At 72.8% G+C, this 25420-nt stretch carries 22 protein-coding genes; 14 read left to right on the top strand and 8 right to left on the bottom strand.

Annotation, left to right across the window (positions count from 1 at the left end):
* Positions 1–179 precede the first annotated feature (179 nt).
* Positions 180–1913, top strand: coding sequence for a DEAD/DEAH box helicase (locus V6V47_RS04095; RefSeq protein ID WP_334626596.1), 1734 nt, complete (start codon positions 180–182; stop codon positions 1911–1913).
* A 107-nt stretch (positions 1914–2020) separates the two neighbouring features.
* On the opposite strand, the gene V6V47_RS04090 is transcribed toward V6V47_RS04095, so the two are convergent.
* Together V6V47_RS04090 and V6V47_RS04085 are read right to left on the bottom strand one after the other, a co-directional pair.
* Positions 2021–2254, bottom strand: coding sequence for a DUF7455 domain-containing protein (locus V6V47_RS04090; RefSeq protein ID WP_334626595.1), 234 nt, complete (start codon positions 2252–2254; stop codon positions 2021–2023).
* 245 nt (positions 2255–2499) lie between these two features.
* Positions 2500–4071 (bottom strand): RNA polymerase sigma factor, encoded by a 1572-nt coding sequence (locus V6V47_RS04085; RefSeq protein WP_334626594.1) that lies wholly within the window; start codon positions 4069–4071, stop codon positions 2500–2502.
* A gap of 288 nt (positions 4072–4359) precedes the next feature.
* Here V6V47_RS04085 and V6V47_RS04080 point away from each other — a divergent pair, with 288 nt between their 5' ends.
* Positions 4360–5181 (top strand): inositol monophosphatase family protein, encoded by an 822-nt coding sequence (locus V6V47_RS04080; RefSeq protein WP_334626593.1) that lies wholly within the window; start codon positions 4360–4362, stop codon positions 5179–5181.
* 153 nt (positions 5182–5334) lie between these two features.
* Here the strand turns inward: V6V47_RS04080 and V6V47_RS04075 are convergent, their stop codons facing one another.
* Positions 5335–5844, bottom strand: a complete 510-nt coding sequence (locus tag V6V47_RS04075; protein ID WP_334626634.1) for a LytR C-terminal domain-containing protein — start codon at positions 5842–5844, stop codon at positions 5335–5337.
* Between the two features lie 427 nt (positions 5845–6271).
* Here V6V47_RS04075 and V6V47_RS04070 point away from each other — a divergent pair, with 427 nt between their 5' ends.
* Complete coding sequence (locus V6V47_RS04070) at positions 6272–6568, top strand: DUF4193 domain-containing protein (protein WP_007075406.1); 297 nt, start codon at positions 6272–6274, stop codon at positions 6566–6568.
* A gap of 122 nt (positions 6569–6690) precedes the next feature.
* A complete protein-coding gene (locus V6V47_RS04065) occupies positions 6691–7488 on the top strand; it encodes a hypothetical protein (RefSeq protein ID WP_334626592.1) in 798 nt (265 codons plus the stop codon).
* Between the two features lie 5 nt (positions 7489–7493).
* Here V6V47_RS04065 and V6V47_RS04060 read toward each other — a convergent pair whose 3' ends face one another.
* Positions 7494–8021: a DUF3093 domain-containing protein gene (locus V6V47_RS04060; RefSeq protein ID WP_334626633.1), complete on the bottom strand. Its 528-nt coding sequence runs from the start codon at positions 8019–8021 to the stop codon at positions 7494–7496.
* A gap of 88 nt (positions 8022–8109) precedes the next feature.
* On the opposite strand from V6V47_RS04060, the gene dut reads away from it, so the two are divergent.
* From dut to V6V47_RS04040, 4 genes are all read left to right on the top strand, one after another.
* Positions 8110–8637 (top strand): dUTP diphosphatase, encoded by a 528-nt coding sequence (dut, locus tag V6V47_RS04055; protein WP_334626591.1) that lies wholly within the window; start codon positions 8110–8112, stop codon positions 8635–8637.
* A gap of 25 nt (positions 8638–8662) precedes the next feature.
* Complete coding sequence (locus tag V6V47_RS04050) at positions 8663–9325, top strand: DUF3710 domain-containing protein (RefSeq protein ID WP_334626590.1); 663 nt, start codon at positions 8663–8665, stop codon at positions 9323–9325.
* 126 nt (positions 9326–9451) lie between these two features.
* A complete protein-coding gene (locus V6V47_RS04045) occupies positions 9452–9832 on the top strand; it encodes an OB-fold nucleic acid binding domain-containing protein (RefSeq protein WP_334626589.1) in 381 nt (126 codons plus the stop codon).
* Positions 9833–9858: 26 nt separating this feature from the next.
* The gene (locus V6V47_RS04040) at positions 9859–10542 is read left to right on the top strand and encodes a DUF3159 domain-containing protein (protein WP_334626588.1); all 684 of its coding nucleotides are present in this window, start codon (positions 9859–9861) and stop codon (positions 10540–10542) included.
* Positions 10543–10577: 35 nt separating this feature from the next.
* Here the strand turns inward: V6V47_RS04040 and V6V47_RS04035 are convergent, their stop codons facing one another.
* Positions 10578–11267 carry a potassium channel family protein gene (locus V6V47_RS04035; RefSeq protein ID WP_334626587.1) on the bottom strand — a complete coding sequence of 230 codons (690 nt, stop codon included), beginning with the start codon at positions 11265–11267 and terminating at the stop codon, positions 10578–10580.
* Between the two features lie 3 nt (positions 11268–11270).
* Entirely contained in the window at positions 11271–11936 is a 666-nt protein-coding gene (locus V6V47_RS04030; RefSeq protein WP_334626586.1) for a potassium channel family protein, read from the bottom strand.
* Between the two features lie 164 nt (positions 11937–12100).
* Between V6V47_RS04030 and V6V47_RS04025 the strand changes: the two genes are divergently transcribed.
* The 4 genes from V6V47_RS04025 to dxs all read left to right on the top strand — a co-directional run bounded on the left by V6V47_RS04025 (position 12101) and on the right by dxs (position 17842).
* Complete coding sequence (locus V6V47_RS04025; RefSeq protein WP_334626632.1) at positions 12101–14209, top strand: APC family permease; 2109 nt, start codon at positions 12101–12103, stop codon at positions 14207–14209.
* A gap of 49 nt (positions 14210–14258) precedes the next feature.
* Entirely contained in the window at positions 14259–15485 is a 1227-nt protein-coding gene (locus tag V6V47_RS04020; RefSeq protein ID WP_442934182.1) for a class I SAM-dependent RNA methyltransferase, read from the top strand.
* A 4-nt stretch (positions 15486–15489) separates the two neighbouring features.
* Complete coding sequence (locus V6V47_RS04015; RefSeq protein ID WP_334626585.1) at positions 15490–15744, top strand: anhydro-N-acetylmuramic acid kinase; 255 nt, start codon at positions 15490–15492, stop codon at positions 15742–15744.
* 151 nt (positions 15745–15895) lie between these two features.
* Positions 15896–17842 (top strand): 1-deoxy-D-xylulose-5-phosphate synthase, encoded by a 1947-nt coding sequence (gene dxs / locus V6V47_RS04010; protein ID WP_334626584.1) that lies wholly within the window; start codon positions 15896–15898, stop codon positions 17840–17842.
* A 311-nt stretch (positions 17843–18153) separates the two neighbouring features.
* On the opposite strand, the gene V6V47_RS04005 is transcribed toward dxs, so the two are convergent.
* Positions 18154–19347 carry a hypothetical protein gene (locus tag V6V47_RS04005; RefSeq protein WP_442934178.1) on the bottom strand — a complete coding sequence of 398 codons (1194 nt, stop codon included), beginning with the start codon at positions 19345–19347 and terminating at the stop codon, positions 18154–18156.
* A 157-nt stretch (positions 19348–19504) separates the two neighbouring features.
* On the opposite strand from V6V47_RS04005, the gene V6V47_RS04000 reads away from it, so the two are divergent.
* Both V6V47_RS04000 and V6V47_RS03995 read left to right on the top strand, forming a co-directional pair.
* Positions 19505–21619 (top strand): hypothetical protein, encoded by a 2115-nt coding sequence (locus V6V47_RS04000; RefSeq protein ID WP_334626583.1) that lies wholly within the window; start codon positions 19505–19507, stop codon positions 21617–21619.
* Positions 21619–23427 (top strand): hypothetical protein, encoded by a 1809-nt coding sequence (locus V6V47_RS03995; protein ID WP_334626582.1) that lies wholly within the window; start codon positions 21619–21621, stop codon positions 23425–23427. The genes V6V47_RS04000 and V6V47_RS03995 overlap by 1 nt, the downstream gene beginning before the upstream one ends.
* Here the strand turns inward: V6V47_RS03995 and V6V47_RS03990 are convergent, their stop codons facing one another.
* Positions 23428–25299 carry a hypothetical protein gene (locus tag V6V47_RS03990; RefSeq protein ID WP_334626629.1) on the bottom strand — a complete coding sequence of 624 codons (1872 nt, stop codon included), beginning with the start codon at positions 25297–25299 and terminating at the stop codon, positions 23428–23430.
* Positions 25300–25420: the final 121 nt, after the last annotated feature.

Here is a 25420-nt window from a genome sequence, read left to right as displayed (position 1 = left end):
CGACCGCTCGGCTGGCGGTGCCGATGTGACCAGCGTGGCGTCGCCTGGGCTGTGGGGCTCGCGCTGGTTATGCTGAGTCGGCCTTCGCGGCAGCTTCTGCGCGGAGGCGTTTTCATGGGCGGCGGCACTCGCGGCCCTCGCCCCGTTTCCGCCTTCGTGCGGTCGGAGAGGAGCTTCGCGTGGCAGCCCGGACGCCGGTGCTCGAGACGTTCCCGGCACTACGCGCCTGGCAGCGCAAGGCCCTGGTGGAATACCTGCGCCGACGTACCGACGACTTCACGGCGGTCGCCACGCCGGGTGCCGGCAAGACGACCTTCGCCCTGCGGATCGCCGCGGAGCTGCTCGCGGACGGCACGGTCGAGGCGGTCACCGTGGTCGCGCCGACCGAGCACCTGAAGAACCAGTGGGCGGACGCGGCGGCCCGGGTGGGCATCCAGCTCGACGCCGCTTTCCGCAACGCCGACCTGCACTCGGCGGCCGACTTCCACGGCGCGGTGGTCACCTACGCGCAGGTGGGGATGGCCCCGCAGGTGCACCGGCGGCGCACCATGACGCGACGCACCCTGGTCATCCTCGACGAGATCCACCACGCCGGCGACTCCCGTTCCTGGGGTGACGGGGTGAAGGCCGCCTTCGAGCCCGCCGTACGCCGGCTGATGCTCACCGGCACCCCGTTCCGCTCCGACGACAACCCGATCCCGTTCGTCAGCTACGAGCGGGGCGGTGACGGGCTGATGCGTTCCCGCGCCGACTCGGTGTACGGCTACTCCGACGCGCTGCGCGACGGCGTGGTCCGGCCGGTGCTCTTCCTCGCGTACTCCGGGGAGACCCGCTGGCGGACCAACGCGGGGGAGGAGCTGGCGGCCCGGCTGGGCGAGCCCATGACCCAGGACCTGGTGGCCCAGGCGTGGCGTACCGCGCTGGACCCGGCCGGGGACTGGATGCCGCAGGTGCTGCGGGCCGCCGACGCCCGGCTCACCGTGCTGCGCAACGCCGGGATGCCCGATGCCGGCGGTCTGATCATCGCCACCGACCAGCAGACCGCCCGCTCGTACGCCAAGCTGGTCGAACAGCTGACCGGCGAGAAGGCCGCAGTGGTGCTCTCCGACGACCAGGGAGCGTCCGCGCGGATCGCGACGTTCGCGGCGTCCGACCAGCGGTGGCTGGTCGCGGTGCGGATGGTGTCCGAGGGGGTGGACATCCCGCGGCTCGCGGTCGGCGTCTACGCCACCAGCGCCAGCACGCCGCTCTACTTCGCCCAGGCGATCGGCCGGTTCGTCCGGGCCCGCCGGACCGGGGAGACCGCGTCGGTCTTCCTGCCCAGCGTCCCGCACCTGCTCGGGCTGGCCAGCGAGATGGAGACCGAGCGGGACCACGTGCTCGGCAAGCCCAAGGAATCCGACGGTTTCGACGACGATCTGCTCGAACGGGCCCAGCGCGACGACCAGGCCAGCGGTGAGCTGGAGAAGCGGTTCCTCGCACTGTCGGCCACCGCCGAGCTGGATCAGGTGATCTTCGACGGCGCGTCGTTCGGCACCGCGGCCCAGGCGGGCACCCCCGAGGAGGAGGAGTACCTCGGCCTGCCCGGCCTGCTCACCGCCGACCAGGTCTCCCTACTGCTGACCAAACGGCAGGCCGATCAACTCGCCGCCCAACGTCGCCGGACCGCCGAGGGGGCCGCTCAGCCGGCCGCTGCGCCCACTGCGGCGCCGCCGGCACCAATGAGTGCTGCCCAGCGCCGAGTGGCGCTCCGGCGCCAACTGAACGCCCTGGTGGCCGCCCGGCACCACCGCACCAACCAGCCCCACGGCAAGATCCACGCCGAGCTGCGCCGCCTCTGTGGCGGCCCGCCGAGCGCGCAGGCCACCATCGAGCAGCTAGAGGAACGCATCGCCACCGTCCAGACCCTCTAGCCCCGTTCCTGCACACGAGCCCCGCCCTCTCCGCTGGCCCCCACGGGCGGTACCGGCCGGATCGTGGGCGCCTGGGGCGGGTGGTCGGCTATGTCGTTATGCGGGATTCAGTTCGCCATCAGATCGGCGCCACGCCAGCTGAACTCAGGGTCCGTCGCGAACCGAACGGTGATCTTCACGAGATCCTCCGCGTACTTGTTCGCGTGGTGCCCACAGAACACCAACTCGCTCCCACCCTCAAGGGTGATCCGGAGCTTGCCGGCTGCATTGCAGCGGTCGCACCGTTCATCGGCGGCTGGGGGAGCCACCGTCTCGGGCGGCGGCGTGAGGGTCGAGTTCATCGCCTTCCTCCTCTGGTCGTCACCGATGAACAATCTCTTCGGTCGTTGCTCACCTATCGTGCAACACCCTTGCCAGGCCTTGCCTTCCCTGTGTGCCCGCGGGGGACCGAGGTCACACATGGCAGGGACAGTGTGCCGTGCACCCAGGGTGCCACGTCAACGATCACATTCGTGCATCCGGACGATCACCATCTGGCGATGCACACCAGGTGGTCAAAACGACACGTTCTGTTGACGAAACCCGCTCAGTCCAGGTAATCCCGGAGGACCTGCGACCGGGACGGGTGACGCAGCTTGGACATCGTCTTGGACTCGATCTGCCGGATCCGCTCCCGGGTCACCCCGTAGACCTGGCCGATCTCGTCCAGCGTGCGAGGCTGGCCGTCGGTCAGGCCGAAGCGCAGGCGTACCACACCCGCCTCACGCTCGGAGAGCGTCTGCAGCACCTGCTGGAGCTGGTCCTGCAGCAGCGAGAACGAGACCGCGTCGACCGCGACCACGGCCTCGGAGTCCTCGATGAAGTCACCGAGCTGGCTGTCGCCCTCGTCGCCGATGGTCTGGTCCAGTGAGATGGGCTCCCGGGCGTACTGCTGGATCTCCAGCACCTTCTCCGGTGTGATGTCCATCTCCTTGGCCAGCTCCTCCGGCGTGGGCTCGCGGCCCAGGTCCTGGAGCAGCTCGCGCTGGATGCGACCAAGCTTGTTGATGACCTCGACCATGTGCACCGGGATGCGGATGGTGCGGGCCTGGTCGGCCATGGCGCGGGTGATCGCCTGCCGGATCCACCAGGTGGCGTACGTGGAGAACTTGTAGCCCTTGGTGTAGTCGAACTTCTCCACCGCGCGGATCAGGCCGAGGTTGCCCTCCTGGATCAGGTCCAGGAAGGCCATGCCGCGTCCCGTGTACCGCTTGGCCAGCGACACCACCAGGCGGAGGTTTGCCTCCAGGAGGTGGTTCTTGGCCCGCTCGCCGTCGCGGGAGATCCAGCCCAGGTCGCGGACCATCTCCCGGGTGAGCTTCTCTTCGCCCTCGTCGGCCGCGCGCAGCCGCTCGGCGGCGTAGAGGCCGGCCTCGATCCGCTTGGCCAGCTCCACCTCCTGCTCGGCGTTGAGCAGCGGGACCTTGCCGATCTGCTTGAGGTACGCACGGACCGAGTCGGCGGAGGCGGTCAGCTCGGCGTCCCGCCGGGCCTGCTTGAGCGCCTCGGACTCCTCGTCGTCCCATTCGAAGTCGTTGTCCGTGGCGGAGCTGGCGGCGTCCGCCTCGGCGGCCTGGGCCAACTCGGCCGGCTCCTCGACCACCACGTCCTCGATGGTGGCGGCCAGCTCCTCCGGGTCGATCTCGCCCTCGGCGCCGGCCTTGGCCGGCTTGGTGCCGGTGGCGGCGGCGACCGTCGCCTTGGTGGCCCGGGTCGACTTGGTTGCCTTCGCGGCGGCGGTCTCGCCGGTGGCCTTGCGCGCGGCTACCTTGCGCGGGCCCGGCGTCGACGGGCCCTCGTCGGAGGCGGGGGCCTGCTTCGGGGCCGGCGCGGCGGCCTTCTTGGTGGTCTTGGCGGTGGTGGCCCGGGACGCCGGCGTGGTGGACCGAGCGGCAGCGACCTTGCGGCGGGTGCTCGCTGAGCCGTCCACCACCACGGTCACTCCCGCCTCGGAGAGCGCCCGCAGAAGCTTCTTGGCCTGGGCCGGAGTCACCTCGGCGGACTCGACGGTGCGCGCGAGCTGGGCCGACGTGAGCTGGCCACCGGCGCTCTGCGCGTGGGCGATCAGGGTGTCGGTGAGCGAGCGAACGTCGGCGCCGGTCTGGCGGGGTTCTGTCACGAATGACCTTCCGGAGGCGAAGAGCGAGCAAGGCCGGGTCGTCCGGCGCAGCGTGGGGCACCACGCCGGGCGATGTGTTTGAGGGACCCTCGTGTCACGGTCCGGCCGGTGGTCGGCGGTCCGTGCCGCGTGGGCAGGGGTGAATTGTAACGCCGTCTGCGGCGATCATCCTGCGCCGCACGGCGTACCGGCGGTGGGGACCGCCGATTCGGCGCAGATGTGGACTTTGTAAGGATGATACTCGCGCGTGGCCCGGAACGCCCCGGTCGTGCGGGAAGGGGACGTGGGATGCACCGAACGACGCCGCTACCGCAGGACCTTTTGGCGATCGCGATCGATGTCGCACGGGATGCGGCAGCCACCGCGTACCGGATGCGGGTCGAGGGCGTTTCCGTGGCCGCGACCAAGAGTACGGTCACCGACGTCGTCACGGCGGCCGACCGGGCGGTCGAGCGCCAGGTGCTCGACGCGCTGCACCGCCTGCGGCCGGACGACGCGGTGCTCGGCGAGGAGTACGGCACGGGGGACACCGGGCCGGTCGGGCCCGGCGGCGTGCGGTGGATCGTCGACCCGATCGACGGCACGGTCAACTACCTGTACGGGCTGCCGCACAGCGCCGTGTCGCTGGCCGCCGAGGTGGACGGGGTGGTGGTCGCCGGGGTGGTGCGCAACGTGATCACCGGCGAGGAGTGGACCGCCACGGCCGGGGGCGGCGCCTGGCGCGACGGCGTCCGGTTGGGTTGTTCCGGCGAGACCGACCTCGGGCAGGCGCTGGTCGGCACCGGCTTCGGCTACGACGCTGGCCGCCGGGCGCACCAGGCCCAGGTGGTGGCCGGGTTGATCGCGCACGTGCGGGACATCCGCCGGCTCGGCGCCGCCGCGCTGGACCTCTGCCTGGTCGCCGAGGGGCGGCTGGACGCGTTCTTCGAGAAGGGCCTGGCCGCCTGGGACCTGGCGGCCGGTGGCCTGGTCGCCGCCGAGGGGGGCGTACGCGTCGGCGGCCTGTCCGGCCGCCCGGCCGGCCCGGACCTGGTGCTCGCGGCCCCACCCGCGCTCTTCGCGCCACTGCACGACCGGCTGGCCGCCCTGGACGCCTCCGGCGGCCCCTGACCGCCGACCCGGCACCGACAGCACCCCCGGCGGCGTCTGGTCGGGCGTCCACGGTGTGCCGGCGGCCGTGGCGCCCGGCGATCCGGCGCCGTCAGATCGAGAGCTGGCACCCCGGCGGGCGTGGTGGTTGGCAGCGCCCGCCGGGGTACGGAGTCACTTCTTCGGCGCGGGGCAGGAGCCCGCAGGCGCCTCCGGGGCGCCCAGGTCGCCGAGGGACTGGTTCACCTCGGTCGTGGTGGCCAGCTGCTGGAAGGCCGCGCCCAGCACCACGTCCACGGTGTCGTCGGTGCGCTTCTCGTCGTACCCCAGCGTGGCTTGGTCGAGGAAGTACGCGCTCAGCAGGTGCGCGGAGCCGACACCCTTGGGGCCGTACCTGAGCATGGCCACGTCGTTGATCGCCTTGGCGTTACCGACCTTGATGACCTGGAACTTGCGGTTGCGGAAGTCGTCCGCCACGGTGGCGGCCCGGCCTGCCTCGTCCGTCGCGTTCAGCACATTGATCTTGACGTCCTTGGTCTCGCGCAGTGTGACGTCGGCAAGCGGCCAGCCGTCCGGGCAACTCGCGGCTGTGCCCGCATTGCCCTGGGTGTCGCGGACCACGGCGATGACCACGAAGGTCAGGGCCAGCACCGCCAGTAGACCGACGACGACGAGTGCTCGCACTCGCGCAAAACTCATCTGGGCGCTCCCCGGGACCTCAGGTGGGTGGCGGCGGTCGCACGGACCCGCCGGCCGTCGAATACGCCGCTGAGGTTAACGGTTGTCCGGCCGTCGCGTGGAAACAGTCCGACATGCCGGCGCGCCGACCGCGAACCGGGTACTACTACCCCTATCTTCGTGTCGCCTGAATCACATTGGGAACAACTTCGCGCGCAGGGGCGTACATCTCAGCCGCGAGGGCGGTATACATGCCTCGCCCAAGGGGGGGTAAGGTTCCGCGCTCGCAGGGGAGTCGCCCCAGCGGTCTCGACCCGTTCGGTCCCCGGGTCGGGTGACCGACACAACTGGTGGCCGGCCAGCGGAACCGAAACAGCGTCGCCCGGCGTTACAACCGGGAAGCGACAACATCGATATGGGAGAGTGAAAACCGATGGCCACCGACTACGACGCCCCGCGTCGCGACGAGGTCGACCTCGGCGAGGACAGCCTGGAAGAGCTCAAGGCCCGGCGCGTCGACTCACAGTCGGGCGCGGTGGATGTCGACGAGGCCGAGGTGGCCGAGAGCTTTGAGCTGCCCGGCGCCGATCTGGCCGATGAGGAGCTCACGGTCAAGGTGCTACCGATGCAGCAGGACGAGTTCCGGTGCGCCCGCTGCTTCCTGGTGCATCACCGCAGCCAGCTGGCGGTCGAGCGAAACGGCGAGTTGATCTGCCGCGAGTGCGTCTGACACGCACAAACACCAGCGGCGGCCTCCTGATCGGGGCCGCCGCTGCTGACGTAGCCGTGCAACACGGGTGGGGACCTGCTTGACTCGTAGCGGTAGCCGAGTCACCGGGAGGTTCGATCCACATGAGCGAGCGAGGCGACACCAACGGCGGTGACGTCGAGGATCTCGGCGCCACCGTCGCGGCGTTGACCGCCGACGACATCGAGCCCGCCCGGCGCCGCCAACTGCTCACCCGGATGGTCGGGCAGGCCCGCGCCCGAGGCATCGCCGACCTGTTCAAGCCCCGCGCCGCCATGCGCTGGATGGTCGACACCGTGACCGAGGTCGCCCCACACGTACCGGTGCGGGATCTGGCCACTCTGCGCCGGCACTTCCCCGGGCTGAGTGACGAGGCCCTGGCCGAGCGGTTGATCCGCAACGCGGCCCGGACGACCGCCGGAATCGGCGCTGCCGGCGGGGGAGTCGCCGCCGTCGAGTGGACGGTCGCCCCGACCCTGCTCTCCGCGCCGGTGCTGCTCGCCGCCGAGACGGTCGCCGTGGTGGCGGTCGAGCTGAAACTGATCGGCGAGCTGCACGAGATCCACGGCGTGGAGCTGCCGGGCGCCGGCAGCCAACGGGCGGTCGCGCTGGTGCACTCCTGGGCCACCCAGCGCGGGATCAACCCGATGGTCCCCGGTGTGGGCGCGGCCGCCGTGCTCGGCACCGCCGCCCGCAAGGAGCTGCGGGACACGCTGCTCCGACGGTTCGGGCGCAACCTCACCACGCTCGGGCCGTTCCTCACCGGCGCGGCGGTCGCCAGCTTCCTCAACCGCCGGGCCACCCGGTCGATGGCCGACCAGCTTCAGGTGGACCTACGCCGACGCGCCATCGCTCGGCCGGCGCCGCCGGCAGCCCTGCCCGGGCCGCCGACCGGCACCTGACCCGGTCAGTCCGACTCGGCAGCCGGCCGGTCGGCCAGCGGTCGGGCGTCCCTGGCGGCCAGCACCGCCTCGGCCAGCTCGACCGGGTGCCGGGTGCTCACCACCCAGAACGGGGTGGGGTCGGCCGGGTCGTCGAGCACCACCTGGACGGCGCCGCCGACCCACGGCCGCTGCACAACGAACGCGAGCGGGTCCGCGCCGACACCGAGCACCTCACGGCGGCCAGCGGCGTCCAGCGGCACCACGTCGGCCACGAAGCGCACCGGCAGCCGGGCGTCGTCCACCCGCAGCTCGGCATCGGTGACGGCGAGCCGGATCCGACCCAGCCACCACAGCCCGACCGCGGTGACCGGCAGCAGCACCGCGAACGGCAGCCAGGCGCGTACACCGGACGCGCCCATCCAGATCTCGACGGCCACCAGCGCGGCGGCCACCAGCCCGGCGAGCCACAGCCACCAGGGCAGGGCCAGCCGTTCGGCGTACGCCGGGCGGGCCGCGGCGGGCGGTCGACCGACGGTCGGGGAGGGCGACATGCTCACTCCTGCGAGGGTACGGCGCACGACGGCCCGGGCAACCGGCAGGATGGCAGGGTCACCCCGTGAACCGGACGGAAGAGGAACCGTGACCGACGTCGTACCCGTGCCCGTACGGCTGCTCGATGCCGAGCTGCCACTACCCACGTACGCCCATCCCGGCGACGCCGGTGCCGACCTGGTGGCGGCCGCGGACGTGCGGCTGCCGCCCGGCGGCCGGGCCCTGGTGCCCACCGGCGTGGCCATCGCGCTCCCGGAGGGGTACGTGGGCCTGGTCCACCCCCGGTCCGGCCTGGCGGCCAGGCTCGGCGTGACGGTGCTCAACGCGCCCGGTACGGTCGACGCCGGCTACCGGGGTGAGATCCTGGTCAACCTGATCAACCATGATCGGGAGACGCCGGCGTTGATCTCTCGCGGCGACCGCATCGCGCAGCTCGTGGTCCAGCGGGTCGCGCGGGCGCGGTTCGAGCCGGTGGCCGAGCTGCCCGAGTCCCGGCGTGGGACCGGCGGGCACGGCTCCACCGGCGGGCACGCCGGGTTGGTGCCGTCGCCGGTGGGCCAGGACCGGGCCGAACAGCGGCCGGACCGCGGGCGGACGGAAGAGGTGGCAGGGTGAGCGTGAACAGCGGAGGGTGGGCGCAGTGATCTTCTCCCGAAAGCGGGCCGGTGCCGAGCGGAGCATCCGTGACGAGCGGACCGACGAGGTGCTCGACAGCGGTGCCGAGGCGCCGGCGCTCGTGCGCGGCCCGTACGACATCTCCGAGGTCAACGACGACGTGGAGCGTCTCGACCTGGGCAGCCTGCACATCCCGGCGATCGCCGAGGTGGAGGTGCGGGTGCAGGCCGACCCGCAGGGCGTGATCCAGCAGGTGGTCCTGGTGCACGGCGACAACGCGTTGCAGCTCGGCGTCTTCGCCGCCCCCCGGTCCGAGGGGATCTGGGACGAGGTGCGCGAGGAGATCCGCCAGTCGCTGCTCCAAGACGGTGCGACCGCCCAGGAGGTCGAGGGCGAGTACGGCGCCGAGCTGCACGCCCAGGTACGCACCCCGGACGGGCCGACCAACCTGCGGTTCGTCGGCGTCGACGGGCCGCGCTGGATGGTCCGTGGCGTGTTCCAGGGCCCGTTGGCGACCGACCCGGTCGTCGCCGGGCCGCTCGCCGAGTGCCTGGACGGCCTGGTGGTCGACCGGGGCCAGGAGGCGAAGCCGGTCCGCGAGCCGCTGCCGCTGCGACTGCCCCGGGAGATCACCGACCAGGCCGGCACCGGGGACGGGTCCGCCGCCGCCGAGCCCCGCCAGGTCTGATCCCGCGCGCACCGGCCCGCCGGAACCAACCCCGTCGGCGTACGCTGGCGGCACGGTTCCGGCGTCGCCGGTGCTGGGCCAGTCCCGGCCAAGGCCGGTGAGCGTGGAGAGGGTGACGCGGAGGTCATGACGACCGACGAGAGCAAGGTGTCGCTGCGGCGCATCCTGCAACGGTTCACCGCCAGCGAGGCCGAGATCGACGCGCAGGAGCTGCGCCGGGAGAGCGCCGAGTGCGGCGGCATCCCGGCCCAGCAGTGCTCCCGGGGTCAGCTGGTCTCGGTGGCCGGCCGGCTGCGCACCGTGGTCTACACGCCGCGGACCAACCTGCCCACCCTCGAGGCCGACCTGTACGACGGCAGCGACGTGGTCACCCTGGTCTGGCTGGGCCGGCGGCACATCGCCGGCATCGAGCCGGGGCGCCACCTGACCGCCCGTGGCCGGGTCGCGGTGCGCGACGACCGCAAGGTCATCTACAACCCGTACTACGAGCTGGACTCGCCGAAGTGACGGGCACCGCGGACGGAAGGCCGGCGATGACGACGGGACAGCACCGGGCAGCGCAGCCGGAGACCGGCCCAGAGGACGACGAGCGACTGCCGACGATCGCCGAGCAGATGGCCGACCAGCTCGGCGGCTGGCGGGGGCTGGTCGAGTCCAGCATCCCGGTGGTGGTCTTCGTCGTCGCCAACATCATCGGCGAGCTGCGGCCCGCGGTGATCGCGTCGGTGGTCGTCGCGCTGCTCATCGCGGGGCTGCGGCTGGCTCAGCGTCGCCCGATCCGGCACGCCGTCAACGGGCTGTTCGGCGTCGGTGTCGGCGCGGCCATCGCCTGGCGCACCGGCAACGAGCGGGATTTCTACCTCCCCGGCATCCTCTACGGCATCGGCTACGGCGTCGCGCTGCTGATCTCGGCGGCCATCAAGCAGCCGCTGGTGGGCTGGATCTGGTCGGTGCTGGTGGCCAAGGGCCGCGCCGAGTGGCGTGACGACCCGAAGCTGGTGCGCACCTTCACCCAGCTGACCGTGCTCTGGGGTGTGGTGTGGCTGGCCAAGGTGGGCGTGCAGGCCGGGCTCTACCTGGCCCACCAGGACACCGCGCTGGGCGTGGCCCGGCTGGCGCTGGGTTACCCGCCGTACGCGCTGCTGCTGCTGATCACGGTCTGGACGGTGCGCCGGGTCACCCGGGAGCCGCAACCGACCCCGCTGCCCGGCGCCTGAGCGCCGGGCCCGCCGGGGCCCTTCGGCACCGCTGCTCAGCGTGAGCCGCGGGTCCGTTCCACGCTGTCCGGGCCGAGGATCACCGCGCGGACCTCGTCCTCCACCTCGGCGGTGCAGACGAAGACCAGCTCGTCGCCGACCTCGATCGAGTCGTCCGGGCTGGGCACCAGGACGCGCTTGCCGCGCAGGATCGCCACCAGCGCGGCGTCGCGGGGCAGTGGCACGGCGCGGATCGGCTGACCGACGTAGGGCGCGGTCGGCGGCAGGGTGATCTCGACGAGGTTCGCCTCGCCCTGCCGGAAGGTCATCAGCCGGACCAGGTCGCCGACGGTGACCGCCTCCTCGACCAGGGCGGCCATGACCCGCGGCTTGCTCACCGCGACGTCCACGCCCCACTGCTCCGTGAACAACCACTCGTTCTCGGCCCGGTTGACTCGGGCGACCACCCGGGGCACCGCGAACTCGGTCTTGGCCAGCAGCGACACCACCAGGTTGACCTTGTCGTCGCCGGTGGCGGCGACCACCACGTCGCAGCCGGCGAGGTTGGCCTCCTCCAGGCTGGCCAGCTCACAGGCGTCGGCCAGCACCCACTCGGCGGTCGGCACCCGGTCCGGGCGGAGCATCTTGGGTTGGCGCTCGATCAGCATCACCTGATGGCCGTTGTCGATCAGCTCCTGGGCGATCGAGCGGCCGACGTTGCCGGCGCCCGCGATGGCGATCCGCATGGCTCAGTGCCCCCCTTCCGGCGGCGTCGCCGCCACCGTCGTGACCGTCGCCGCGATGTCGTCGCTGACCAGCATGAAGACCTGGTCACCCTCCTGTACGACGGTGGAGGCGGTGGGCAGCGTGCCGATGCCGAAGCGGATCAGATAGGCCACCCGGGCGCCCGACTTCTCCTCCAGCGCGCGCACCGGCCGGCCGATCCAGTCCTTGTGCACGGGGACCTCGACGATCGACACGGTGCTCGTGGGGTCGCGGAAGATCTCCACGTTGCCCTCCGGCACCAGGTGCCGCAGCATCCGGTCAGCCGTCCACCGCACGGTCGCCACGGTGGGAATGCCCAGCCGCTCGTAGACCTGCGCGCGGCGCTGGTCGTAGATCCGTGCCGCGACCCGGGACACGCCGAACGTCTCCCGGGCCAGCCGGGCGGAGATGATGTTGGAGTTGTCGCCGCTGGAGACGGCCGCGAAGGCGTCCGCCCGCTCGATGCCGGCCTGCCGGAGCACGTCGCCGTCGAAGCCCGCCCCGGTCACCGTGATGCCGGCGAAGTCGGGGCCGAGCCGGCGGAAGGCGTCGGCGTCCTGGTCGATCACCGCCACCGAGTGCCCCCGGGACTCCAGGCTGTGGGCGAGGGTCGAGCCGACCCGGCCACATCCCATGATCACGACGTGCACGCTGTCCCTCCCAAAGGTGCGTACCGCTCCCGCTGACGGTGGCCTCCGAGTGCGAGCCTGCCACGTCCCGGTCGGGAGCGGGGACCGACGGTACCGCGTCGTCCCGGCCGGTCGAGATCGCCCACCCCCGCACCCTCGTCGTGGTGGTCGTACTCTTGGCGTTCGTGGCCAGTCCCACCTCGCTGCTGAAGCGACTCCTCCTCGGTCGACCGTTCCGGTCCGACCGGCTCGAGCACACCCTTCTGTCGAAGCGCATCGCGCTGCCCGTCTTCGCCTCCGACGCGCTGTCCAGCGTCGCGTACGCGCCCGACGAGATCCTGCTGACCCTCTCCATCGCCGGCGCCTCGGCGTTTCTGTTCTCCCCGTGGATCGCGCTGGCCGTGGTCGTGGTGATGCTCACGGTGGTGGCCAGCTACCGGCAGAACGTGCACGCCTACCCGTCCGGGGGCGGCGACTACGAGGTGGCCACCGTCAACCTCGGCCCGAAGTTCGGTGTCGGGGTGGCCAGCGCCCTGCTGGTCGACTATGTGCTCACGGTGGCCGTGTCGGTCTCGTCCGGCGTGGCCAACCTCGGCTCGGTGGTGCCGTTCGTGGCCACCCACAAGGTCATGATCGCGGTGATCGCCGTGGTCCTGCTGACCGCCGTCAACCTGCGAGGGCTGCGCGAGTCGGGCACCGCGTTCGCCATCCCCACCTACGGTTTCGTGATCGTGATGGGTGGGATGCTGTGCACCGGGCTGTTCCGGGTCTTCGTGCTGGGTGAGGACCTCCGTGCGCCCAGCGCCGACCTGGTCATCCAGGCCGAGCACAGCGTGACCGGCTTCGCGTTGATCTTCCTGCTGCTGCGGACGTTCAGCTCGGGCGCCGCCGCGCTCACCGGTGTCGAGGCGATCTCCAACGGCGTGCCGGCGTTCAAGGCGCCGAAGAGCCGCAACGCCGCCACCACGCTGCTTCTCCTGGGTGCGATCGCCGTGAGCCTGCTCGTCGGGATCATCTGGCTGGCCCGGCTGACCCACCTGCAGTTCGTCGAGGACCCGGCCCTCCAGATCGTCTCGGGCCCCGAGGGGTACGTGCAGAAGACGGTCACCACCCAGCTCGGCGAGACGGTCTTCGGCTCCGGCTCGTTCCTGCTCTACGTGGTGGCCGGGATGACCGCGCTCATCCTCTTCCTGGCCGCGAACACCGCGTTCAACGGCTTCCCGGTGCTCGGCTCGATCCTCGCCCAGGACCGCTACCTGCCCCGCCAGTTCCACACCCGGGGCGACCGGCTGGCCTTCTCCAACGGCATCAGCTTCCTCGCCGTCTTCGCGATCGTGCTGATCGTCGGCTTCCAGGCCGAGGTGACCCGACTCATCCAGCTCTACATCGTCGGGGTCTTCGTCTCGTTCACCGTCTCCCAGGCCGGCATGATCCGACACTGGAACCGGCACCTGAAGACCGAGCGGGATCCGGAGGCGCGGCGCCGGATGCACCGCTCCCGGGCCATCAACACCTTCGGCATGGGTCTGACCGGTACGGTGCTGGTGATCGTCCTGATCACCAAGTTCCTGCTCGGGGCCTGGATCGCGATCGCCGCGATGGCGGTGATCTACGTGCTGATGCTGGGCATCCGCCGGCACTACGACCGGGTCGCCACCGAGCTGACCCCGCCGGACGAGGGCCGGGCCGTGCTGCCCGCCCGTAACCACGCGATCGTGCTGGTCAGCAAGCTGCACCAACCGACCCTGCGGGCCATCGCGTACGCCCGGGCCACCCGACCGGACACGCTGACCGCGGTGACGGTGAACGTGGACGACAAGGACACCCGCGATCTGCAGGCCGACTGGGAGCGGAGGGACATGGCCATCCCGCTCACCGTGATCGACTCGCCGTACCGGGAGATCACCCGGCCGATCCTGGACTTCGTGGCCTCCACCCGCCGCAAGTCGCCCCGGGACGTGGTCACCGTCTTCATCCCCGAGTACGTGGTCGGGCGCTGGTGGGAGAACCTGCTGCACAACCAGAGCGCGCTGCGCCTCAAGGGCCGCCTGCTCTTCGAACCGGGGGTGATGGTGGTCAGCGTGCCGTGGCAGCTCGCCTCGACCGCGAGCAAGAACCTGGACCGGCTCGACGCCACGCTGTCCCGGGGCCCGGCGCGTGGTCCGCGGGTCAACCCCCGCGGCACCCTGCCGTCGGTGGCTCCCGTGCCGCCCGGTGCGAGCGGCCCCGGCGAGAGCGATCCGGTCGAGGGCGGTCCGGTCGAGAGCGGCCCGATCGGGACCGGCCGTGACTGAGCCGGATGTGACGCGGGCCGAGGAGCCCCTGGGGCAGGCCGTCGAGGCGGTGCGTGGCCTGGCCGAGACGGACCGGGTCGAGCTGACCGTCGACGCGGTCGCCCCCGGCGGGCACTGCGTGGCCCGGGTGGACGGGCAGGTGGTCTTCGTCCGGCACGCACTGCCGGGCGAGCGGGTGGTCGTCGAGGTCACCGAGGTGCACAAGGGGTTCGTCCGGGCCGACGCGGTGACCGTGCTGGAGCCCTCACCGGACCGGGTCGAGCCGCCCTGCCCGTACGCGAAGCCGGGTCTTTGCGGCGGCTGCGACCTGCAACATGTCGCGCCGGACGCGCAGCTCGCCTGGAAGACCGCCGTGGTACGCGAACAGCTGGTCCGCCTCGGCGGGCTGACCGACGCCGAGCTGGAGCAGCTCGTCATCCAGGTCGAGGCGCTGCCCGGCGGCTCGCTGGGCTGGCGCTCGCGGGTCCGCTACGCGGTGGACGCGGCGGACCGGGCCGGCCTGCTCAAGCACCGCTCGCACGAGGTGGTGCCGATCGACCGTTGCCTGATCGCCCACCCCGCCATCCAGCAACTGCCGGTGCTCACGCCGACCGGCGCGCACTGGCCGGCCGCCGACGCGGTGGAGACCGTCGCCAGCACCGGCGGAGACGTGACCGTCGCCGAGGTCCGCCACGGCGTGACCACCCAGGTGAGCGGGCCGACCGTGGTCCGCGAGGTGGCCGCCGGCCGGGACTGGACGCTGCCCGCGTCCGCCTTCTGGCAGGTGCACCCGGCGGCGGCGGAGACCCTGGTCACCGCGGTGCTGGAGCTGCTCGACCCGCGACCGGGCGAGTCGGCCTGGGACCTCTACGGCGGGGCGGGGCTGTTCGCGGCCGCGCTGGCCGACCGGGTGGGTACCGGCCGGGTGACCCTGGTGGAGGCGGCCGAGCAGAGCGTCGCCGCCGCCCGGGAGAACCTGGCCGATCTGCCCCGCGTCGAGGTGGTGGCGGCCAAGGTGGAGACCGCGCTGGCCCGCCGACGGATCACCGGGCCGGTCGACGTGGTGGTGCTCGACCCGCCGCGCGCCGGAGCCGGTGCCCCGGTGGTCCGCGCGCTGGCCGCCGTCGGCCCGCGCGCCATCGCGTACGTGGCCTGCGATCCGGCCGCCTTCGCCCGGGACGTCCGCACCTTCACCGGGCTGGGCTGGCGGCTGGCCGCGCTGCGCGGCTTCGACCTGTTCCCGATGACTCAGCACGTCGAGCTGGTCGGCCTGCTGCTCCCGCCCGCCGGGCGCTGATCCGGTGGGCCGGCTCGCCGCTCGGGGCGCCGGCCGGTGGCGGCTGCGCGGCACCGACGAGCTTGGTGTGCCCGCGCAGGCCAGGAAGGCGTACGCCTTCGCGCTGCTCGGCTGGCTGTCCTGGCACGGCCAGCCCGGGGCGATCCCGACGGTGACCGGCGCCACCCGGGGTGCGGCGCTCGGCTCCTGGACGCCGGCCGTGCCGGCACCCGCCGAGGCGCCGGCGGACTGGCCGCGCCGACTGCGCGTCCGGGCCTGACCAGCGGCGCAGCCGGTTCTGACCGGGCACGCGGCCGATCGCCGGTGCGGTCGGCCGGCCGGTGCTACGACCGGCGGGCAGGGGCCGGGTCGGAGCGTGCGATGCGCAGGCCAGGCTGCGAAGTATCGGGCGGCCGATAGACTCTCGGGTCATGAGTGTTGAAGAGGACGCGGGCAACCAGGGTCGGCTTCTGGGGACGGTGCGTGGTCCGCAGGACGTCAAGCGGATGTCCGTCGAGGAACTGGACGTTCTCGCCGCGGAGATCCGCGACTTTCTGATCACCAAGGTCTCTCGTACCGGCGGCCACGTCGGGCCCAACCTCGGTGTGGTCGAGCTGACGCTGGCCATGCACCGGGTCTTCGACTCCCCCCGGGACCGGCTCCTGTTCGATACCGGGCATCAGGCGTACGTACACAAGATCCTCACTGGCCGGCAGGCCGGCTTCGACAAGCTGCGCCAGCGTGGCGGTCTCTCCGGCTACCCCAGCCAGGCGGAGAGCGAGCACGACCTGATCGAGAACTCGCACGCCTCCACCGCGCTGTCCTACGCCGACGGCCTCGCCAAGGCGTACGCCCTCCGGGGTGAGGCGCGCAGCGTGGTGGCCGTGGTCGGTGACGGCGCGCTGACCGGTGGCATGTGCTGGGAGGCGCTCAACAACATCGCCACCGCCGGCAACTCGTTGGTGATCGTGGTCAACGACAACGGCCGTTCCTACTCGCCGACCATCGGTGGCCTGGCGGACCACCTCTCCTCGCTGCGGCTCAACCCCGGCTACGAGCGGGTCCTCGACACCGTCAAGGACGCCCTCGGCTCCACGCCGCTGGTCGGCAAGCCGATGTACGAGGTGCTGCACGCGGTCAAGAAGGGCATCAAGGACGCGGTCGCACCGCAGGCCATGTTCGAGGATCTCGGCATCAAGTACGTCGGCCCGGTGGACGGGCACGACGTGGCGGCGGTCGAGTCGGCGCTGCGCGCGGCGAAGAACTTCGGCGGCCCGGTGATCGTGCACGCGGTGACCCGCAAGGGCTACGGCTACCGCCCAGCCGAGGAGGACGAGGCGGACTGCCTGCACGGCCCCGGCAGCGCCTTCGACGTCGAGACCGGCGCGCTGCTGGCCGCCCCGTCGGTGAAGTGGACCCACGTCTTCGCCGACGAGCTGCTGGCCATCGCCGACGAGCGGCCGGACGTGGTGGGCATCACCGCCGCGATGGCCGAGCCGACCGGCATCGCCAAGCTGGCCCGCAAGTACCCCGAGCGGGTGTACGACGTGGGCATCGCCGAGCAGCACGCCGCCACCTCGGCGGCCGGTCTGGCGCTCGGCGGTCTGCACCCGGTGGTGGCCGTCTACGCCACCTTCCTCAACCGCGCGTTCGACCAGGTCCTGCTGGACGTGGCGATGCACAAGCTGCCGGTGACCTTCGTGCTGGACCGGGCTGGCATCACCGGCCCGGACGGCCCCAGCCACTACGGCATCTGGGACATGTCGGTCTTCGGGGTGGTGCCCGGGCTGCGGATCGCCGCCCCGCGGGACGCCGCCACGCTGCGCGAGGAGCTGCGCGAGGCGGTGGCCATCGACGACGGCCCGACGGTGGTGCGCTTCGCGACCGGCTCGGTCGCCGCAGACCTGCCGGCGCTGCGCCGGGTCGGCCCGGTCGACGTGCTGGCCGAGTCGGCCCGTACCGACGTGCTGCTGGTCGCCGTCGGCTCCTTCGCCCACCTGGGCATGGAGGTGGCCGCCCGGGTCGCCGAGCAGGGCTACGGCGTCACCGTGGTCGACCCCCGGTGGGTCCGTCCGATTCCGGAGGAGCTGGTCGAGCTGGCCGCCGGCCACCGGCTCGTGGTCAGCGTCGAGGACGGCGTCCGGGTCGGCGGGGTGGGCAGCGCGCTCGCCCAGGCGATGCGCGACGCCGACGTCCGGGTGCCGATGCGCGACCTCGGGGTGCCCGCGGACTGGCACCCGCACGGCACGCGGGCGCAGATCCTCGCCGACCTCGGCCTCACCGCGCAGGACGTGGCGCGCGACGTCACCGGCTGGATCTCCGGTCTGGACGGCACGCCGGTCCAGCTCACCGCCAGCGACGCGGCCGCACAGAACTGACGAGTACGACGGCGGGCGGCCCGATCCTCGGGCCGCCCGCACTGCGTCGCGCCTGCGTCGCGCCTGCGTCGCGCCTGCGTCGCGCCTGCGTCGCGCCTGCGTCGCGCCTGCGTCGCGCCTGCGTCGCGCCTGCGTCGCGCCTGCGTCGCGCCTGCGTCGCGCCTGCGTCGCGCCTGCGTCGCCCCGGCGTCGCGCCTGCGTCGCGTCGATCTAGGGCGAATCGTTGTTGCCAGAGGTCAACTCACCACGATTTCCCCTAGATCGACGCGGGGAGTCGACGCGGGGAGTCGGGCGCGGGGAGTGGGTGTGGGCTAGCGGCCCGCGACTGACCGGTAGTGCGTCTTGTCCGGGCCGGCGAGGCTGAACGTTCCCGAGCGCTCCGGCGCCGGCACCACCGCCAGCCCGGGTCGCTCCACCAACAGCGGCGTACCGGGCGGCACCGACAGGGAGCTGTCCCGGTTGGCCCGCCAGCTCAGCACCACCAGGGGCTGACCGGGCACCGGCAGCTCGTACGTCTGCAGCGGAGTGGCCCGGTCGGCCGGTGAGACGACCGGGGCGCTCCCATCCGCCGGGCGGTAGACCACCGCGGTCATCGTGCCGGCGTCGGTGTCCCAACTGAGCTGCTGCAACTCGGCCGGCTCACCGCCGCCGAGGGCGACCTCGCCGAGCGAACGGACCGTGAGCTTCGCCATCGGCCAGGACGTCGGCACCGATCGCGGCGCGTCCCGGTCACCGATTCGGCGCGGGATGCTGCCGAACGGGCCCCGGTCGCCGGCCAGCACGCAGGTGTCCAGGCCGGTGAGCGCCCGCTTGCCCGCGCCGGACTCGTCGCGGACCAGCGGGTAGCGCGGATCGACGGTGCCGGTGCCCAGGTCGAGCAGTCGGTCGGCGGCCCGCCCTCGGGGCAGGGACTCGGTGGCCAGCAGGGTCGCCGTCACGGGAACCGCCGCGCAGGCCGGCACGTTGGCCGGCGCGCTGAGGCCGTCGGCGATGGCCAGCGCACGGCCCTCCGGCCCGAGGAGTCGCTGCACCCGGCCGGAGACCAGGTAACGCCGGCCCCCGGCGGCCTGCACGGGCAGCACGTCGGAGTAGACCAGGTAGCCGGGGTCGGTGTAGTCGGTGGCGCGGGTGACCTCGTACCGGTCGCCTTCGCGGGTGAGCTGCAGCAGCCAGGAGGCGCTCTCACCGGGCACGTCGGCGGCCACCAGGGCCACCGGGGTGCCGTCGACCCGGCCGGAGAAGAGGATGCCGGAGGAGGGCAGATGCGCCCGGTCGTCGTCCGGAGACCGCCAGTCGCGGACGGCGTCGGTGACCGCCGACGTCGCGGCAGCGTCGCCGGACAGGTCGCCCCGAGGAGGCCAGACCGCCAGCGAACCGTCCAGGCTGTCGTACCCGACCCGCAGGTTCTGCGGCTGCCGGTCGGCGACCGGGCCGCACGCGGTGCCGGCCAACAGCGTGCTCAGCAGGACGGTGAGCGTCCCACCAAGTCGGCGGCCTGGAGTCACCTGATCCGCCCCCGATCGCCTCGCCGTCGCCTGTCGGAAAGCGCCATAGTACGAGATGTCCGACGCGATTCCGCATCTGGCCACCGGTCCACCCACCACTGTGGACCTGCCCGGGGCTTTGGATGCCTTTTCGCCGCTCGGGTAGACTCCGCCGACTGTGACGCCTGCCGAGTCCCGCGCCCTGCCCGCGCCGCACCCGGAGGCGGCGGCCGGCCCCGACGAGACGGTGAGCTACCGCACCCCGGTCGGCATCCTCGCCGGTCCCGCCGCGATGACCGGCACGTCCGCTGCGCCGGCGGAAGCGACCGACGACGCCGCGCTGGCCGCCCCGACGACGGCGCCCGCTGAGCCGACGGCGCCCGCTGTGCCGACGGCGCCGGCGGAAGCGACCGACGACGCCGCGCTGGCCGAGCCGGCCGCCCCGACGACGGCGCCCGCCGAGCCGACGGCGCCCGCTGAGCCGACGGCGCCCGCTGAGCCGACGGCGCCCGCCGACGCCGACGCGGTGGCACCGACCCGGGCCTGGTGGCGTCGATGGAACCGGCGCCGGCAGCACCTGGCCGTTGGAGGGCTCTTCCTGCTGACCGCGCTCTGGGTGACCAGCCGGATCTGGTTGGACCCCGCCGGGCGCGTGGCGTCGCTCTACACCGGCGACCCGGCCCAGGTGCAGTTCTTCCTCGCCCACTCGGTACGCGTGGTGCTGCACGGCGAGTACCCGTTCTACACCGAGCAGTTCAACTACCCCGACGGCGTCAACCTGATGGCCAACACGGCCGTGCTGGCGCTCGGCATCCCGATGGTGCCGGTGACTCTGTTGTTCGGGCCGGCGGTGTCCTTCGTGGTGCTGGTGACGCTCGGGCTCGCCGGGACCGCGATGGCCTGGTACCTCATGCTCTCCCGCAACCTGGTGCGTACCCCGCTCGCGGCGGCGGTCGGCGGCTGGTTCTGCGGGTTCTCCCCGGCGATGCTCTCGCACGCCAGTTGGCACCCGAACATCATCAGCCAGTTCCTGCTGCCGTTCATCGTCTGGCGGGTGTTGGTGCTGACCCGGTCCCGCCGGCCGATCCGCGACGGTCTGGTGCTCGCCCTGCTGGTCACCGCGCAGGCGTTCATCAACGAGGAGATCCTGCTCTTCACGGCGTTGGCCTGCGGGGTCTTCCTGCTCGCGGTGCTCGCCCAGGAGCCGGCCCGCTGGTCGGCGGCCTGGCGACCGTTGAGCATCGGATTGGTGGCCTGCGCGGTGTTGGCCGGAGGGCTGCTGGCGTACCCGCTGTACGTGCAGTTCGCCGGGCCGATGGCGTACCACGGGTTGAGCGACGCGGTGCAGGACTACGGCAACAACATCGCCGCCTTCTTCGCCCCGGGCTCGCCCACCCTCGGTGGAAACCAGCGGGCCAACATCAACCTGGCGCCGAACTACTCCGAGGAGAACGCCTTCTTCGGCTGGACCCTGTCGCTGATCACCGTCGGCATAGTGGTCTGGCTGCGACGGGAGTTGATGGTCCGGGCGCTCGCGGTGACCGGCGCGTTCTTCGCCGTGCTCTCCCTCGGCGAGCGGGTGTCGTGGTGGGACCGGGAGCTGTTCACCGGGCCCTGGCAGTTGCTGGTTCACCTGCCGCTGCTGGACGCCGTGGTGCCGACCCGGTTCGGCCTGATCACCAGCGTGGTGATCGGCCTGCTGCTCGCGCTCGCCGTCGAGCGGGCCTCGGCGCTGCGCGTGCCCGACCGGCGTACCGTGCGGATGCTCACCGCCGCCGGCCTGGCGTTCGCGCTGCTGCCGGTCGCTCCGATGCCGCTGCGCATGGTCTCCCGGCCGCCGGTGCCGAAGTTCATCACCGCCGACCGTTGGCGGGCGTACGTCGGCCCGGACCAGACGCTCGTGCCGATCCCGGTGCCCAGCATGGGAAACACGCACGGCATGCGCTGGGCGGCGGCCACGAACCTCGACTTCAAGATCCCCGGTGGCTACTTCCTCGCCCCCCGCAACGGCAACACCGGTGACCGCGGCCGGTTCGGCGGGCGGCCCAGCGGGGTGGGTCAGCTGCTCGAGGAGGTGGCGACCACCGGCCGGACGCCGAAGCTGGACGACCGGCAGCGCCGCCGCTGCGTCGACGAACTACGGCACTGGCAGGCGGCGATCCTCGTGCTGCCGGTCTGGCAGCAGAACGCCGATCCGCTGCGGCGTACCGTCGAGGAGCTGGTCGGCCCCGGCCGCCGGGAGCTGGACGTCTGGGTCTGGGACGTGCGGACGCTGACCGCTCGATCGGCCTGATGACCACCGGGACGGCCTCCCCGGCGACGGTGTCCCCGACGACGCCCCGCCGGTCCCGGCCGGCCTGGCTCCGGGACGCGCTCGTGGTGGCCGGCTATCTGGGCCTGGCCGTGCTGCTGACCAGCGCGCAGTGGGGCCACCCGTGGCGGCTGTTCCACCAGGCCGGCGACCAGGTCCTCTTCGAGTGGATGCTGGCCCACGCGGCGCACGCCGTGGTCGAGGGCGAGAACCCGCTCTACAGCACCGCGTTGAACGCGCCGGACGGCGTCAACCTGATGGCGAACACCTCGGTGCTCGGCCTGGGTGTCCCGCTGACCCCGGTCACCCTGCTCTTCGGCTCGCAGGCGGCGTTCTGCGTGGCGGTCGTCTGCTGCCTCGCCGGCACTGCCACGGCCTGGTACGCGCTGCTGCGCCGCCGGCTGGTCACCGCCCGGTCCGCGGCGGCGGTCGGCGGGCTGATCTGCGGCTTCGCCCCCGGCATGATCGCCCAGGCGGGTGCGCACCTGCACGTGGCCGCGCAGTTCCTGGTGCCCGCGATCCTCGCCCTGGTGTTCCGCCCCGACAAGGGCTCCACCGAGGAGCGGCGACGCGGTGGCGTCTGGCGGTCCGGCGTCGGCCTGGGACTGTTGCTCGTCTGGCAGGTCTTCATCGGCGAGGAGGTGCTGGTCTTCCTGGCGCTCGCCGCCGGGGTGTTCGCGGTGGGCTACGCGCTCGCCGACCGGGTGGCGGCACGGCGGCTCGCGCCGGCCCTGTTCGGTCGGCTCGGGGTGGCGGCCCTGGTGGCGGCGACGCTGCTGGCGTACCCGCTGTGGTTCCAGTTCCACGGCCCGCAGCACTACTCGGGAATGGCGTTCGCCGCGCACGGCTTCCAGTTGGACGCGGCGTCGTTCACCGCCTCGGCCCGGCAGACCGTGCTCGGTGACGACTGGCTGCCGGGGCTGCTGTCGCCGAATCCGACGGAGGAGAACTCGTTCTTCGGCCCCGGGCTGCTCGTGCTCGCCGTGGTGATCGTGATCTGGCTGTGGCGGCGACCGCTGGTGCGCGCGCTGGCGGTCTGCGCCCTGGTCTTCGCCCTGCTCTCGCTCGGCGCCGAGCTGCGGGTGGACGGGACCGCCACCGGCATCCCGGGGCCGTACCGGCTGGTCGCCGGGCTGCCGCTGCTCGACCTCGCGGTGCCGGCCCGGTTCGCGCTGGTCTGCGTGCCGGTGCTGGGCGTACTGGTGGCGCTGTCCCTGGACCGGGTCCGGGCGGCGCGCCGCCCGCCGGCCGCGCCGGGGCTGCCGGTGCGGCTGCTGTGGGCCGGCGCGGTGGCCGCCGCGCTGCTGCCCCTGGTCCCGACGCCCATCCGGGTGGTGCCGGTCGCGCCGGTGCCGCCGTTCGTCACCGACGGCGGCTGGCGGCCGCTGGTGCCGCCCGGCCGGACCGTGGTCGCGGTGCCCCCGGTCACCGGCGCCGCGCTGAGCCCGGTGATGCTCTGGTCCGCCCGCACCGGGCTGGCGTTCCGCGCGCCGGGTGGGTACTTCATCGGGCCGAGCGGCCCGGACGACCCGACGGCCCGCTGGGGCGCCCCGGACCGGCCCACGGCCGTGCTGCTGCGCCGGGTCGCCGACACCGGCACGGTGCCGGTGCTCACCGACGCCGACCGCCGGCAGGCCGTCGAGGACCTGCGGCACTGGCGCGCCGCGCTCGTGGTGCTCGGCCGGCAGACCCACGTCGAGCCGGTGCGCCGGACCGTCGAGGACCTGCTCGGCCCGGGTCGGCCGGTCGACGGCGGGTGGATGTGGGACGTGCGCTACCTCGGCGGCTGACTAGCCCACCTGCGCGCGGACGTCCCAGACCCAGACGTCGTCGACCCGCTGCGGCGGCCCGATCAGGGCGGTGACCAGCTCGCGCAGCACCGCCTCGCGCGGGTTGGCACCGAGCACCACCACCGACGCCCGCCAGAACCGCAGGTCCTCGATGGCCTGGCGGCGGTTCTCGTCGGTGAGCGCCGGTACGGCGTTGGCGTCCATCGTGGAGTAGATGAGGCTGCTGGTCGGCCGGTTCGGCGCGCCGAAGACCCCCTCGCCCACCTCGTTCGGGCCGATGAAGTAGCCACCGGGGATGGGGAACTCCTGCCCGGTCAACGCGCTCCAGCGCAGCGTCGGCAGACCGTGCACGTTGCTCGGGATCGGCACCGGCACGAGGGTCCGGCCCGCCGGCACGTACGGCCGCCAGCCACCGGCGGTGATGAAGTGCGGCGGCGGGTCGATCTGCTGGGCGGGCAGCGGCCGGGGGAAGAGCGGCAGCACGGCGAGGGTGATCGCCGCGTACCCCACCGGGCGCAGCCACCGTCGACGCGACGGACCCGGCTTCTCGGCCGCCACCGGCTCGGTCGTCGTCGCCGGTTCGCCGGTACGCGGGGCCGGGACCCGGGGCGGGGCGGCCACCGGCCGGCCCTGGCGGGACACGGCGTCCCAGGCCAGCGCGAGCAGCACGCCCACCGCGGCGGCCACCACCAGCGTCAACCGGGTCGGCATCATCATCTCGACCAGCGGCAGGTCGTCCGGCACGTACGACCAGGGGCCGCGCACGCCGGTCAGCTCCCCGTCGAACCGCACCCACGGCCCGATCGCGGCCACGGTGAAGACCACGACCAGCACCGCGACGATCCGGGCGGCCAGCGACCGGCGTACGAGCAGCACCAGGGCCACCACCGAGAGCAGCACCAGCGGCCAGCCGAACCAGGTGTTCTGCTCGGTCAACCCGATCGTCTGCTCCACCGCCGGGTCACCGGCCCAGGTGTCGCGGGCGAACGTGACGAAGGCGGCCAGGTCCTCGCCCCAGTTGTGGAAGACGCCGCCCTGCAGGCCCCGGTAGGACTGCGGGCCGTTGAACTGGAACCAGATCGGGTAGGCCGCGAGCAGCAGAGCCAGGCCGCCGCCGACGCCGAGGGAGGCCACGAACGGGCCGGCCGCGGCCCGCGCCGCCGCCGGCCGCTGCACGATGTACGCCAGCACGACGACCAGGCAGCCCAGCGCGGTGAGCAGCAGCATCTCCTCATTGATGAAGATCTGGTACGCCACCAGCAGCCCGAGCACCAGCCCGTTGCGCCGCCACCGGCCCGGCTCGCCCAGCCGCAGCACCCGCACCACGATCAGCGGCAGCAGGAAGTTGGACACGAAGTTGGGCTGCCCGTTGGCGTGGTGGATGATCCCCGGCGCGAAGCCGAGGAACGCGCCGCCGACGAAGGCCGCCGCCCGGGAGCGCACCAGGTGCCGGGAGAGCATCCAGTACGCGGTGCCGGCGGTGGCCGCCAACGCCGCGCCCAGGTAGAGCGCGTACATCACCTGCGGGCCGAGCAGCATGGTCAGCGGGGCCAGCGGCAGCGTCACCCCGAGCAGCGAGGTGTTGGCCATCATGTTCACCCCGTCCGGGGCGTTCTGCTGGGCCGTGAAGAGTGGATTTTCCAGGTGCCGCACCGAGTACGCGCCGTGCGCGAACAGCCACTCGAACCAACTGTGGTCGGTCGGCAGGTGCGAGGAGACCCGACCCTCGACGTCGCCCCAATAGTTGAGGCAGACGAACACGCCGAGGAGCACATAGGCTCCGACTGCCAACAGGTCGGCGCGGACCGGGCGGCGCCGGAGCCGTCGCGTCGACTCGACCTCGCCCGGGTCGACGTCGGTCACGGAATTCAGCGAAGGTTCTACCACCGGCACAGCCACGACGCGCCATCGTACAGGCGAGCGTGCGTCGCATTTGCCGGGCCGGTGCGCTCACGGTCGGTTTGCCGGAGGTGACCCGCCGGCCTAGTGTGCC

Origin of the sequence: Micromonospora sp. CPCC 205539, assembly GCF_036906815.1 — a bacterium.
Lineage (GTDB): Bacteria > Actinomycetota > Actinomycetes > Mycobacteriales > Micromonosporaceae > Micromonospora.
This window is presented reverse-complemented; position numbering and strand designations above follow the sequence as displayed.

What these genes read in the sequence shown, in the direction of transcription:
- V6V47_RS04090 (WP_334626595.1), bottom strand. Translation starts at nt 2,254, where the DNA reads ATGAACTCGACCCTCACGCCGCCGCCCGAGACGGTGGCTCCCCCAGCC.
- V6V47_RS04080 (WP_334626593.1), top strand. Translation starts at nt 4,360, where the DNA reads ATGCACCGAACGACGCCGCTACCGCAGGACCTTTTGGCGATCGCGATC.
- V6V47_RS04070 (WP_007075406.1), top strand. Translation starts at nt 6,272, where the DNA reads ATGGCCACCGACTACGACGCCCCGCGTCGCGACGAGGTCGACCTCGGC.
- V6V47_RS04065 (WP_334626592.1), top strand. Translation starts at nt 6,691, where the DNA reads ATGAGCGAGCGAGGCGACACCAACGGCGGTGACGTCGAGGATCTCGGC.
- V6V47_RS04060 (WP_334626633.1), bottom strand. Translation starts at nt 8,021, where the DNA reads ATGTCGCCCTCCCCGACCGTCGGTCGACCGCCCGCCGCGGCCCGCCCG.
- V6V47_RS04045 (WP_334626589.1), top strand. Translation starts at nt 9,452, where the DNA reads ATGACGACCGACGAGAGCAAGGTGTCGCTGCGGCGCATCCTGCAACGG.
- V6V47_RS04040 (WP_334626588.1), top strand. Translation starts at nt 9,859, where the DNA reads ATGACGACGGGACAGCACCGGGCAGCGCAGCCGGAGACCGGCCCAGAG.
- V6V47_RS04035 (WP_334626587.1), bottom strand. Translation starts at nt 11,267, where the DNA reads ATGCGGATCGCCATCGCGGGCGCCGGCAACGTCGGCCGCTCGATCGCC.
- dxs (WP_334626584.1), top strand. Translation starts at nt 15,896, where the DNA reads ATGAGTGTTGAAGAGGACGCGGGCAACCAGGGTCGGCTTCTGGGGACG.
- V6V47_RS03995 (WP_334626582.1), top strand. Translation starts at nt 21,619, where the DNA reads ATGACCACCGGGACGGCCTCCCCGGCGACGGTGTCCCCGACGACGCCC.